Raw genomic sequence first — 12,847 nt, forward strand, 5'->3', positions numbered from 1 at the left:
AATAAATTAATAGTTATGTTTAAAAACGTTAAAACAATTGTTGTTTTACTTTTGTTGAGCTCTATCGGTGTAAATGCACAGAGTAAAGTTCCGGTTTATCTGGATGATAAAAAGCCCATTAATGAGCGTGTAGAAGATGCTCTTAAAAGAATGACGACAGAAGAAAAAATTGCCATGATTCATGCGCAATCTAAATTTAGTTCGCCAGGTGTACCACGTTTAGGAATTCCTGAAAACTGGATGACTGACGGACCACACGGAATTCGTACCGAAGTAAAATGGGACGAATGGGATCAGGCAGGCTGGACAAACGATTCTTGTATTGCATTTCCGGCTCTTACAGCACTTTCTGCAACCTGGAACAAAGAGTTGTCTTCTTTATATGGTAAGTCAATTGGGGAAGAAGCGCGCTACCGTAATAAAAATGTATTGTTAGGACCTGGGGTAAATATCTACAGAACGCCATTAAACGGTCGTAACTTCGAATATATGGGAGAAGATCCTTTTCTTGCTGCAAAAATGGTTGTTCCTTATATAAAAGGAGTACAAGCAAACGGAGTGGCTGCCTGTGTAAAACATTTTGCTTTAAATAATCAGGAAACAAAACGTAACTCAGTAAACGTAATTGTAGATGATCGTGCTTTGTACGAAATCTATTTACCTGCTTTTAAAGCGGCAGTTCAGGAAGGTGAGGTTTGGGCAATTATGGGTTCTTATAATAAATACAAAGGGCAGCAATGTTGTCATAATGAATTTTTATTAAATGACATTCTTCGCGGAGAATGGGGATTCAAAGGTGTTGTAGTCTCAGATTGGGGCGGAGTTAATGATACTAAACAATCTATTTTTAATGGTCTTGATATGGAATTTGGTTCCTGGACAAACGGACTTTCGTGGGGAACAAGTAATGCATACGATAACTATTTCTTGGCCAAACCTTATTCTGAAATGATTAGAAAAGGTGAAGTTGGAACGAAAGAATTAGACGAAAAAGTACGTCGTATTTTACGTTTATCGTTCCTTACTACTATGGACAGAAACCGTCCGTTTGGATCTTTTGGAACACAAGAGCACGCAGATGCAGGCCGTAAAATTGCCGAAGAAGGAATTGTATTGCTACAGAACAACAATAACATTTTACCAATCAACCTTTCTAAAACAAAGAAAATTGCAGTTATTGGAGAAAATGCTATCAAAATGATGACTGTAGGTGGAGGAAGTTCTTCGCTTAAAGCAAGATACGAAATTACACCTCTTGAAGGATTAAAGAAAAGAATAGGCAACCAGGCCGAAATTGTTTACGCACGTGGTTATGTTGGTGATCCAACAAGTAATTATAATGGAGTAGTAGCAAAAGTAAGTTTAGAGGACAAACGTTCTCCTGCAGAATTAACTGCAGAAGCTCTTAAAGTAGCCAAAGATGCTGATATCGTTCTTTTTATCGGAGGTTTAAACAAAAGTGACAATCAGGATGCAGAAGGACACGATCGTAAAGAGTTAGGCTTGCCATACGGTCAGGATAAATTAATTACTGATTTGGTTAAAGTAAATAAAAATGTAGTTTTTGTAAATATTTCAGGAAATGCTGTGGCAATGCCGTGGGTAAAAGAAGTTCCGGGAATTGTACAAGGATGGTTTTTAGGTACAGAAGCAGGAAATGCTTTGGCTAATGTTTTGGTTGGAGATGTAAATCCTTCTGGAAAATTATCTTTTACTTTCCCTGTAAAATTAGCTGATAACGGCGCTCATGCTTTAGGAGAATTTCCTGGTGGAGATGAAGTTAAATATAACGAAAGCATTTTTGTAGGTTACCGTTGGGCCGATAAACAAAAAGCAAAACCATTATTCTCTTTTGGTCACGGTTTAAGCTATACGACTTTTGCTTACGGAAAAGTAACAGCAGATAAAAAACAAATGTCAAGCAGCGACAAAATTACATTTTCTGTAAATGTAAAAAACACAGGATCAAGAGAAGGTTCTGAGGTTGTTCAGCTTTATATCAGCGATTTAAAATCTTCATTACCGCGTCCGATTAAGGAATTAAAGGGATTTGAGAAAATTTCGCTTAAAGCGGGAGAAGAAAAAACAGTAACTTTTACAGTAGATAAAACAGCTTTAAGCTTTTTTGATGATAAAAAACACGACTGGGTTGCTGAACCGGGAGCTTTTGAAGCAATCGTTGGAGCATCTTCTACAGATATAAAATCAAAAGTGGGATTCTCACTTCAATAATTTCATTATTTCTAAATTGGTTGGTTGTAAAGCTGCAAGTGTAAAAATTTGCAGCTTTACTTTTAAAATGATTTTACCATTTAAGATATTAAGGAAATTAAGCTTTGTGTTTGCTGTACTTGAAAGTTTTATTAGTAAGGAAATAAAGTATTGTGTTTAATATGTATTGTAGAGTTACACTCTTTTTTGTTTGTTCTGTGACAAACCTTGCGAACTTTTCTGTTATCTATTTAAAGAAAACTATGACTGTTTAGAAAAAATCTTATTTTAGCTCACACCAAAAAATAAAAACTAACCTTTAACCATCAAAAAATATTTTTATGAGTTCACCTTCTATTGATATTAAACCTAAAAAACATTATGAAATTCTGGATGGACTTCGAGGAGTCGCTGCGATTTTAGTAGTGATTTTTCATATTCTGGAGGCCCATAACGGGGGAAGCCGCTTTAACCAAATCATCAATCACGGTTATCTGGCCGTTGATTTCTTTTTCCTTTTATCAGGATTTGTAGTAGCATATGCGTACGACGATCGTTGGGGAAAATTAACCCAATGGGAATTTTATAAGCGACGCTTAATTCGTTTACAGCCCATGGTAATTATGGGAATGATCATTGGAGCGATTTTTTATTATTTTCAGGCATCCAATCTTTTTCCTTTAATTGCAGGAATGGAAGCTTGGAAAGTGATTCTAACAATGGTAATTGGTTTTACATTACTTCCAATTCCGCCATCATTAGAAATTAGAGGCTGGGGCGAAATGCATCCGCTTAATGGACCTGCTTGGTCACTATTCTTCGAATATATTGCCAATATTTTATACGCTGTATTGTTTCGTAAATTCTCAAACAAAGTATTAGCAATCTTTGTTTTTATATTTGCAGCAATGCTCGTAAATTATACTGTTTTTGGACCAAATGGAGATGTAATTGGCGGTTGGTCTCTAAACCTGCAACAAATGAATGTGGGATTCACGCGATTATTATATCCGTTTTTTGCCGGTGTTTTACTTTCAAGATTAGGAAAACTAATTCACTTAAAAGGAGCTTTCTGGATTTGCAGCGTTTTAATTCTGATTCTTTTTTCAGTTCCAAGAATTGGTGATGAAAACACTTTATGGATGAATGGTTTATATGAATCAGTTGTGATAATTCTTTTGTTTCCATTAATTGTTGCCATTGGAGCAGGAGGAGAAATAAAGAATCCACTTTCAATTAAAATATGCAAAGCTTTAGGCGATATATCATATCCAATTTATATTATACATTATCCGTTAATTTATTGGTACACAGCATGGGTTATAGACAATAAAGTTCCTTTAAAAGACGGTTATATGGTAGGAATAGGTGTTCTGGTTGCCAGCATCACAATAGCTTATTTATGTCTGAAATTTTACGATGAACCTGTACGTAACTGGCTTCAGAATAAATTTCAAAAAAGAAAAATTTCTTAAAAGGAGGGACAAAGGTTCAAAGGCTCAGAGGGACAAAAGGTAAAGCTTTGCTACTTTGAACCTCTGAGCCTTTGTACCTAAATAAAGATATTGAATTTCTTAATTTTGTTAGTTATAGATATTCAAAAAAGGGGTGAAACTTCATGTTTTCATCCCTTTGTTTTTTTTGTAAAAGGTACAAAGATGCAAAGCTTCAAAGCAAGAAAGGGAAATTTTGTGATTCCAATTTTGATCCCTTTTGTATTTATAATTTCATGTTGAAATAAATAAGTAAAAAAAGCAAACAATTGTAAAATGCCAATTTAGAACGTATAATTGTACATAAGCATAATTGTAGAGATGCACAGCAGTGCATCTACGCAAAGTATATCGACAAAGAATGAAAACAAATTGCAGAGATTAAGAGTTTTTTTTTTGCCACAGATTATTAAGATTAAAAGATTTTTGAAGCATTTGAAGAAATGTAAAAGAAAGTTAATTCTTGCTTTTTGTGTTTGCTAATGTTCTAAATTTATGGACAAAAAAAAATAAAAAATGTCGTATCAAAACAATACAGATAATATGCCGATTTATCAAAAGGCAGAACAGATTTTTAAACTTACAGAAGGACTTGTTCACATTATTCCATTAGATAATGAATTTTTACAAGAAACAACTGTTCAGTTTATGCGCGAAAATGCAATGATTATTCCTGTGAAGATTGCCGGTGCAGAAAGCGGAGATTTATATGATTTAAGAATGGAAAATGCGGCTATAATTCGAAAAGCTGCCAGAGAATTATATGTTCAGGCTGGAAGTTTACGTTTTGAGGAAGGCATTACGGATAATGATTATATTGATTTGCTAAGAAGTACAATTGATGAATTTCGGTTATTGTTTATTGATTGGGTAGCAAGTTTCGATCAGTGGAACTATATTAAAGACAGTTGGGGATTATTTAATCCGCCAGGAGTAAATGCACACGATAAAGATCCTGACGAAGATATTCCTTTTGATCCAAAAGATTATTTTGAATCAGATGATGAAGATGATGATTTTTAAATTTGATGATGATTTTTTGCCACAGCATAAAATAATTTTGAATCCGTGTAAATCAGTAAAACCCGCTTTATCTGTGGGCAATTTAATTTTAAATACATTGTGTAGACGCACAGCAGTGCGCCTCTACGATATAGATGCCGAAAAGATTGGTAAATATAAAAGGGATAAACAATGAAGTTTATCCCTTTTATATTTTAGTTCAATAACAAACTTAGTAATTAAGAATCTTAGTACCTCAGAATCTTAGAGCCTTAGTACCTTAAAAAAAAATTATTCTAAAACCAATGCTCCCAAAGCTTCTTTAGTGAAACCTTTCAATTGATCGGTTTTTCCCGCTTTAATTTTAGCTACCCAATTCGGGTCAGATAAAAGAGGCCTTCCTACTGCAACCAAATCAAAATCGCCTCTGTCGAAACGTCTGTTTAATTCTTCTAATGAAGTTGGTTCAGAACTTTCTCCTGCAAAAGCTCCAAAGAAATCACCAGAAAGTCCAACAGAACCTACAGTAATAGTTGGTGCTCCGGTTACTTTTTTAGCCCATCCTGCAAAGTTCAAATCAGATTCTTCGAATTCAGGTTCCCAGAAACGACGTTGAGAACAGTGTAAAATATCAACTCCTGCATCTACAAGAGGTGTTAACCATGCTTCTAATTCCTGTGGATTTTTAGCCAGTTTATAATTATAATCAGAAGGTTTAAATTGAGAAAAACGCATGATTACAGCGAAATCATTTCCTACTTGTTTTCTGATTTCTTTTACCACTTCAATAGCAAAACGATTTCGTTCCGGAAGTGTTTTTCCGCCATAAATATCTTCACGTAAATTCGTTTCGGCTCTAAAGAACTGGTCAATCAAATAACCGTGCGCTCCGTGAATTTCGATTGTATCAAAACCTAATCTTTTAGCATCAGCGGCAGCCTGGCCAAAAGCAAGAATGGTATCTTCAATATCTTTTTCGGTCATGGTTACACCATTTCTAAAATCAGGACGGTTTAATCCTGACGGACCTTCAAAAGGAACTGGCGGAACCCACCCAGATTGGTGATTGTCCATAATTCCCATATGCCATATTTGTGGTCCCATAGCACCTCCTGCAGCGTGAACTTCGTTGATTACGTTTTTCCATCCGTTTAAAGCTAAATCGCCATAAAAATGCGGCACATTAGCATCATTAGATGATGAAGCTCTGTTGATAACAGTTCCTTCAGATAATATTAAACCAACTTCACCTTCAGCTCTTTTTTGGTAGTAAGAAGCTACTTCATCAGTTGGAACTCCGTTTGGAGAGAATGAGCGCGTCATTGGCGCCATTACGATTCGGTTTTTAAGATTTAACGTTTTTAAGTTAAATGGAGAAAACAGGTTGTTTGTACTCATAGTAATTTACAAATTAGATTGAATTAAGTTACTGAGTGCTTCAAAGGCACCTTCGTTGCGTTTATAGTAAGTCCATTGTCCAACACGTTTAGATTCTATAAATCCGGCGCGTTGTAAAATAGAGAGATATTCAGAAACAGTCGATTGCGTCAAGCCAGCCTTGGCTTGTATTTGCCCCACGCAAACTCCGTGTTCAAATCCGGCATGCTGGAGCTGATCCGGAAAATTGATTTCAGGTTCTTTTAACCATTCCAGCATTTGCAATCTGGATTTGTTGGAGAGTGCCTTAAAGATTTCTATTGGTTCCATGGTGCAAATATATCGACTTTTCCCGATATGCCAATTTACAAGATAATTATTTAATAAAAAATTAAGATGAAGGAAGGTGAAAGCGGGAGATTTTAATAAAGAAAATTTATATTTGCTTGTGAAAATTAATCTCGCAAAGGCGCCAAAACACAAAAAATAAAAGCTTATAAGAAATAAAACTTTGCGGCTCTGCGCCTTTGCGAGATTTTTAAAAAAACAACAAGCCCCCAAATAAATAACTTAATCAAATTATGAAGAAAACTTTACTTATTCTAGGACTTTTATTGTGCATAATAACGACGTCAAAAGCTCAGGTTGTGGGAACCGATGTTGGTGATATTGCTCCTGAAATCGATCTTCCGGATACAAAAGGAAATAATGTGGCACTTTCCTCTTTAAGAGGAGATTTAGTTTTAATCGACTTTTGGGCTTCATGGTGCGGGCCATGTACGAAAGAACATCCTGAATTGATCAAATTATACAATACATATTCTGGCAAGTTTTCTATTTACAGCGTTTCTATGGATACTAAAAAAGCGCTTTGGACTGGAGCAATTGCCAAGCAAAAACTGCCGTGGATACAAGTGAGTGATTTAAAATACTGGCAATCTCCTGTTATTGGAGATTATAAGCTTCAATCTGTGCCTTTAAACTTTTTAGTAGACAAAAACGGAATCATCCTGGCTAAAAACATTCACGGAAAAGCTTTGGAAGATATGCTTAAAAGTTTGTTGACAGCGCAGTAAAAAACGGGAACTAATCAAAACTTTGAGTATATTGCTATTTCAAAAAAGTGATAACAATAAATGACTATATCATCATGATTCAAAGATCAGTATTCCTATTCTTTATTTTGGCTGCATTTCAGTGTAATGCACAAACAATAGAGACTGTTAATAAGTTTAAAACCTCTTATCAGCATTGTTTAAACAGCGGTAGCGGTATGAAAAATTGTGCGATTGAATATTACAATCAGTCCGATAGTTTATTGAATGTTGCTTACAGGAATTTAAAACTAAAATTAAGTTCTAAAGAACAATCCCGATTAAAAAAAGAACAGTTGGACTGGATAAAAAAACGCGATCTGTATTTTGAAAGCGTATATTCAGATACCAAAAAAGAAGGTCATTTTATAGAAGGAAGCAGCGATTTTGATATGGTTGTTTTTGACGAAAAAGCAAATTATGTTTTTACAAGAGTAAAAGAACTTATAAAAAGACTGTAATTTGTTTTTTAAATAGTACTTAAATGGAATCAAAACTCAGTTTATCTGAATTTCGCAGAAGATTAGAAAACAATACAGAAATTGGTTCTCTAAAAGTAAACTTAAGCCTTTTTAGAATATTTCCCAGATTTGGAGAAAGCAAACCATTTTATGGACTTTTTGATGATAAAAGTTTTCGCCTGACTATCAATTCGAGAACATCGCCAACTTATTTTATTATAAGAGGAAATTACAAGAATGTCAATAATGTTCTTAAAGTAAGTTATATCGTTGAACCCAACAGTAAATTTCAGTTGATCTGGACAAGATTTTCTCCGGTAGTTTTTTTAATCGTAATAAATGTCTTTTTTCTTTTTTTTGGAAGAGGACTTAGAAGAGCCACCACAATTGTAAGCTTGTTTTTGCTTATTCTCATTTTTTATTCAAGATGGAAAGAAGAAAGAAAGAGAAAAAAATTAGAGCGTAATTTTGTCAGGATTTTTGAGATTAAGATGTAAAAGGGTTTGATTGTTTCAGGTTTTCTTGGTTTCATGTTTCAAGTTGCTTGTATTCTCAATCTCTCACATTGTTACCTTTGTCAAAGTTTTAAACTTTGACAAAGGTTGGGAAAACCTAAAACCTAAAACCTAAAACCTAAAACCTGAAACCTGAAACCTGAAACCTGAAACCTGAAACCAATTATTTCCTATTTGCGTTCATAGTCTGCAAGGCATTTTCAGGTGAAGACAAATACAATTTATAAAAATCAGCTGTTGGGCCAACATGAATTTCATAAGTATCGGTTTCTATTCCTTGTTTAAGCTCTAAAGCAACTTGTTCCGGACTTATACCATTTTCACCACCAATTGCTTTAGAAAACTCAGTATTTACTAAGGGAGGCATCAATTCAAAAACCTTTACAAGTGGTCGCTTTTCCTGTTTTTCGAGTGAAACTCTTAATACCTGAGAATAAGAGTGAAGCGCCGCTTTACTTACCGCATAACCCGGAAGTGTATATCCCGGAGAAAAAGCAGCAATAGACGAAACATTTACAAAAGCAGCTTTGGGCTGTTTTTGAAGCAAAGGCAGCAATTTTTCGGTAAGTCTTACAACCGAAAGATAATTCGTCAGGATTTCTTCACTGGCTTTTTCGAACGCATTGGCATTTTCATCCGTTAACTTAAAATAGTGGGCTAAACCCGCATTGTTAATTACAATATTTAGGTTAGGAAAATCTTCATTTAACTGTTTTGTCAGTTTTAAGACATCGGCTTCTTTGTTAATGTCTGAAACGATTCCGGTTACATTTTTTAAACTCAAAACTGCTTTTTCCAGTTTTTCGGCATTTCTTCCTGTAATAATGACTTTATTATCAGCAGAAAATAGTTTTGCAATTTCGTATCCAATCCCTGATCCGCCGCCAGTAATTAGAATAGTGTTGTTTGAAGTTTTCATTTTATTTTTAGTTTAGGGTTTTCTTCGTTTCAGGTTTTACTGTTTGCTGATTTAACCGCAAAGCATGCAAGTATTTTTATAATATCTTGTCTTGACAAACGCAATGAACGCAAAGCTTTATCAATTAACTTTACGAACTCATCTTTTTTAGATTACAGCGAATAAAATAAAAAATTGGCGCCTTTGCGAGATTAAAAAAATTTACCGAACCTTGCCGTGAATCTTGCATGCTGTGCGGTTAAATTTGTGTTCTCATTTCAAACCTGAAACCTGAAACAAAGAAAACCTGAAACAAATTTTTAAATATTTATAGCTCCTTGTCCCGATGCAATCATATAGGCTTCTTTCAGGGTTTCAGAGTAGGTGGGGTGCGCATATGAAATTCTGAACATATCTTCGTCTGTTACTTCATATTCCATTCCTATAACGCCTTGCGCAATGAGATCAGCGGCTCGTGGGCCAATGATGTGCATACCTAAAAGTTCGCCGTATTTAGGGTCTGAAAGTACTTTCGAGAAACCGTCTTTTTCTAAAGCGGCCCTCGCTCTGGCACTTGCCGAAAACGGAAATTTCCCTACACGATATTCAATTCCTTTTTCTTTCAGTTCTTCTTCGGTATAGCCTACAGAAGCAACTTCCGGCCATGTATAAACCACTCCCGGAATCAATCTGTAATTAATGTGTGGTTTTTGTCCGTTGATCGTTTCGGCTACAAATATTCCTTCTTCCTCTGCTTTATGCGCGAGCATGGCTCCGGCAACCACATCGCCAATAGCATAAATATTTTCGGCTTTGGTTTGCAGTTTTTCATTGGTTACAATTCGGCCTTTAGTATCTACTTCTACTGGAGTATTTTCTAATCCTAATCCTTCAGTATACGGCTTTCTTCCCACGGCAACCAGACAATAATCGGCAGTAATTTCTTGTGCGGCATTTGCAGTATCAAGAAAAGTAACCGTTGCATTTTTGCCGTTATTTTTAGCCGATTGTACTTTATGACTAAGCAAAATCTTGATATTTTGCTTAGAGAATATCTTTTTGAGTTCTTTTCCCAGTTCTTTATCCATTGTAGGGATCAGGCTGTCGGCATATTCAATTATGGTAACTTCAACTCCAATTCGGGCATAAATAGAAGCCATTTCTACGCCAATTACACCGCCGCCAATAATGACCATTGTTTTGGGTTTATCAGGAAGAGAAAGTGCTTCAGTCGAAGTTATAATTCGTTTTTTATCGATTTCGACTCCGGGAATTGTAGCTGGTTTCGAGCCTGTTGCAATAATATAATGCATAGCGGAAATAGTAGAGGAGGAACCGTCTGTTGCTTTTACATTAATTTCTTTATCATTCAAAAAAGAAGCAAATCCTTCAAAAACTTCAATTTTATTCTTCTTCATCAAAAAGTTCAGTCCTGCAATATTTTGCTCTACAACTTCTGATTTTCTTTTGATGAATTGTGGAAAGTCGAGACTTAATTTTCCTGTTATGATGCCGTGAGTGGCAAATTTGGTTGCAGCTTCATGATAATGTTCTGTGCTGTCAAGAAGTGCTTTTGTAGGGATGCAACCTACATTCGTACAAGTACCGCCTAGTGCTTTGTATTTTTCGACGATAGCCGTTTTATAACCCAATTGCGAACATCTAATGGCCGATGCATATCCGCCAGGCCCTGAACCAATAACAATAATATCAAACTTTGTTTCCATAGAATAAAAGATTAGTTATATTTTCAAAAGAACTATGCAGACTGCACAATTACTCCTGTATTATAAGTAATTGTTAGTCTTGTTTTAAGTGTCTGAAATATAAGGAATTATATTTTATTAAGGAAGGGAGTTTGTCTTTTTTTTGATGATTAATCTGTTGACTTAGTGGTGTTTAAAAAGCAATTCCAAATTGAAAGCCAACTGTAAAAGTCGCAGGATGATCGTTTCCAAATCGAACTGGAAAAGGAACGGCAACAAAATAGCTGCAATTTTCATTTTTTATAACCGTTTTATTAATAACGGGTGTGAAACCATATCTTCCGCCGCTTTCAAAAGCAGCTCTTCCTGCAAAAGTGTAGCCTTTTCCTAAAGCGATTAATACTCCGGGATGAAATAAAATATTAGTGACTTTATCATGTCCGTCTTCGGCTTTTATATTGGGAACAATTTCAAAAGAAAATCCTATTTTAGAGCTTTTCCAGATGTTTATTCCGGTTGGGAAACCTACAGCGTAATAATCCCTGAAATTAAGGTTGGTTTGTTCATTACTAATCGTTACAATAGGGTGAAGAACCCCAAAATAGCCGGTAATTTTTGGATAAGTAGTTTGAGCAAATGAAGCTGATTTTGATGCAATCAGAATTAAAATAAAAAAATGTTTCAACGAATTCATAATAGTTTGGTTTAGAAATACAAAACTATCACGACTTTATAATGATAAATAGAATGCTATTTACCTTTTGTATCTGGATTACTTTTCAAGGCATTTTTTCGATACGAAGACGGATTTTTACCGGTATGCACTTTGAAAATTCTGGTAAAGTGACTTTGGTCTGAAAAGCCCGTCATGTAAGCAATTTCAGTAAGTGTATAATTCGAATTCTGAATCAGATTTATGGCTTTTTCAATTCGTAATTTTCGAACATATTCACCAAAATTTAAATCTTCAAAATATTTCGAAAATTCACGTGATAAATAAGAAGGGTTTAGTTCTAAATCGCTGGAGATTTTCTTTAAATCAAAAGTAAACTGAGCGTCTATTTGATCCTGAATAATCTCTTTTAAATCTTTGACCCAAGAAGGTGTTTTTTTGTTTGACTTTTTTTCGTTTAAAAATTTGTTATAAACTTCATGAAGTAAACTTTCGAAAGGGCTATTTTGTAAATGATTTTGTTTGTAAAGATGCGTCGCCCAGCTATAAAGTGCATCGTAAAGAATCGTTCCGTTTTTTAATAATTCAGAATCATCTGTAATATTATGCGAAAGTCCGGCAGAAATGGCCCAAAGTCCCGCAGATTCTTTGGCAATATCATGTTGGTCTGTATCGGCACCGCGGACAATTTTAGACATTATTAAAACAGCCGGATCTTTAATTTGATATTTTTTAATGATGTAATCAAAAGTGCATTCATCATTATAATGCGTAAATTCGACATCAGGAATATCAAATGGAATAGCTTCTAAAGCTACAGCTTTAGTTAAAACTTCATCAAACGGGACATAAATAAATTCGGCTTCAGGATCAACAAACTTTTTGATTAACCAGGGACTTGCTATTCTGTCAATTTTAGGTCGTTCTCTGGTAATCCATTTCATTGCGCTTATTTATTAAATTGTATAAATCAAAATTATCAATTTAATCTCTCTTCATGATTTTTTTCACCGCCAAAATTATTCTTCAGCAATTCTCTAACCTGAAACTGGGTTTTGTTTCGGGTGATGTTTTGCCATTCTTTAAAATCAAAAAGATGAATTTTTTTTGCATTCGGGTTGGTAACAAATGAAAGCCTTGCAATCGAATATTTATAATACTTTAATTCGTGCGATATATGTCTGTTGGGCACAACAACAAGTATGGTTTCCCATTTCAGGAAATCTGTCGCCGGCGGGATATCTTCTCTTTCTGTTAAGCCAAGTGATTCAAAAAAGGCAATTATTTTTTGATCATTTAGTTTATCGATTTTTTGGTCAATGCGCTTAATAGTATTAAGAAGCGTATTTTCGTCTTTAATAACACTCATGATAATACTTTTTTTAGTTGAAATTCAAGATAAAATTACATTAAAAGA

General features: G+C 34.8%; 13 protein-coding genes. 6 read left to right on the forward strand and 7 right to left on the reverse strand.

Features of this window, described 5'->3' with window-relative positions:
* Nucleotides 1–15: 15 nt before the first annotated feature.
* The 3 genes from B0M43_RS14845 (at nucleotide 16) to B0M43_RS14855 (ending at nucleotide 4,727) form a co-directional block, all read left to right on the forward strand.
* Nucleotides 16–2,232, forward strand: a complete 2,217-nt coding sequence (locus B0M43_RS14845) for a glycoside hydrolase family 3 C-terminal domain-containing protein (RefSeq protein WP_078007523.1) — start codon at nucleotides 16–18, stop codon at nucleotides 2,230–2,232.
* Nucleotides 2,233–2,552: 320 nt separating this feature from the next.
* Nucleotides 2,553–3,686, forward strand: coding sequence for an acyltransferase (locus B0M43_RS14850; RefSeq protein WP_078007522.1), 1,134 nt, complete (start codon nucleotides 2,553–2,555; stop codon nucleotides 3,684–3,686).
* A gap of 534 nt (nucleotides 3,687–4,220) precedes the next feature.
* Complete coding sequence (locus B0M43_RS14855) at nucleotides 4,221–4,727, forward strand: hypothetical protein (protein WP_078007521.1); 507 nt, start codon at nucleotides 4,221–4,223, stop codon at nucleotides 4,725–4,727.
* Between the two features lie 270 nt (nucleotides 4,728–4,997).
* Here B0M43_RS14855 and B0M43_RS14860 read toward each other — a convergent pair whose 3' ends face one another.
* Complete coding sequence (locus tag B0M43_RS14860; RefSeq protein WP_078007519.1) at nucleotides 4,998–6,104, reverse strand: NADH:flavin oxidoreductase; 1,107 nt, start codon at nucleotides 6,102–6,104, stop codon at nucleotides 4,998–5,000.
* Between the two features lie 6 nt (nucleotides 6,105–6,110).
* Entirely contained in the window at nucleotides 6,111–6,413 is a 303-nt protein-coding gene (locus B0M43_RS14865) for a helix-turn-helix transcriptional regulator (RefSeq protein WP_055097872.1), read from the reverse strand.
* Nucleotides 6,414–6,664: 251 nt separating this feature from the next.
* Here B0M43_RS14865 and B0M43_RS14870 point away from each other — a divergent pair, with 251 nt between their 5' ends.
* The 3 genes from B0M43_RS14870 (at nucleotide 6,665) to B0M43_RS14880 (ending at nucleotide 8,135) form a co-directional block, all read left to right on the forward strand.
* Nucleotides 6,665–7,159: a TlpA disulfide reductase family protein gene (locus B0M43_RS14870; RefSeq protein WP_078007518.1), complete on the forward strand. Its 495-nt coding sequence runs from the start codon at nucleotides 6,665–6,667 to the stop codon at nucleotides 7,157–7,159.
* A 197-nt stretch (nucleotides 7,160–7,356) separates the two neighbouring features.
* Nucleotides 7,357–7,638 carry a lysozyme inhibitor LprI family protein gene (locus B0M43_RS14875; protein WP_168199947.1) on the forward strand — a complete coding sequence of 94 codons (282 nt, stop codon included), beginning with the start codon at nucleotides 7,357–7,359 and terminating at the stop codon, nucleotides 7,636–7,638.
* A 23-nt stretch (nucleotides 7,639–7,661) separates the two neighbouring features.
* Nucleotides 7,662–8,135 (forward strand): hypothetical protein, encoded by a 474-nt coding sequence (locus tag B0M43_RS14880; RefSeq protein ID WP_078007516.1) that lies wholly within the window; start codon nucleotides 7,662–7,664, stop codon nucleotides 8,133–8,135.
* Nucleotides 8,136–8,316: 181 nt separating this feature from the next.
* Here B0M43_RS14880 and B0M43_RS14885 read toward each other — a convergent pair whose 3' ends face one another.
* From B0M43_RS14885 to B0M43_RS14905, 5 genes are all read right to left on the reverse strand, one after another.
* Nucleotides 8,317–9,072 (reverse strand): SDR family oxidoreductase, encoded by a 756-nt coding sequence (locus B0M43_RS14885; protein ID WP_078007515.1) that lies wholly within the window; start codon nucleotides 9,070–9,072, stop codon nucleotides 8,317–8,319.
* A gap of 299 nt (nucleotides 9,073–9,371) precedes the next feature.
* A complete protein-coding gene (gene lpdA, locus B0M43_RS14890) occupies nucleotides 9,372–10,778 on the reverse strand; it encodes a dihydrolipoyl dehydrogenase (RefSeq protein ID WP_078007514.1) in 1,407 nt (468 codons plus the stop codon).
* Nucleotides 10,779–10,950: 172 nt separating this feature from the next.
* Nucleotides 10,951–11,451: a hypothetical protein gene (locus B0M43_RS14895; protein ID WP_078007513.1), complete on the reverse strand. Its 501-nt coding sequence runs from the start codon at nucleotides 11,449–11,451 to the stop codon at nucleotides 10,951–10,953.
* 56 nt (nucleotides 11,452–11,507) lie between these two features.
* The gene (locus B0M43_RS14900) at nucleotides 11,508–12,374 is read right to left on the reverse strand and encodes a chromate resistance protein ChrB domain-containing protein (RefSeq protein WP_078007512.1); all 867 of its coding nucleotides are present in this window, start codon (nucleotides 12,372–12,374) and stop codon (nucleotides 11,508–11,510) included.
* A 35-nt stretch (nucleotides 12,375–12,409) separates the two neighbouring features.
* A complete protein-coding gene (locus tag B0M43_RS14905) occupies nucleotides 12,410–12,799 on the reverse strand; it encodes a hypothetical protein (RefSeq protein WP_078007511.1) in 390 nt (129 codons plus the stop codon).
* Nucleotides 12,800–12,847 lie beyond the last annotated feature (48 nt).

It is taken from the genome of Flavobacterium sp. KBS0721, from assembly GCF_002007065.3.
In the GTDB taxonomy this organism is placed as follows: Bacteria; Bacteroidota; Bacteroidia; order Flavobacteriales; family Flavobacteriaceae; genus Flavobacterium; species Flavobacterium piscis.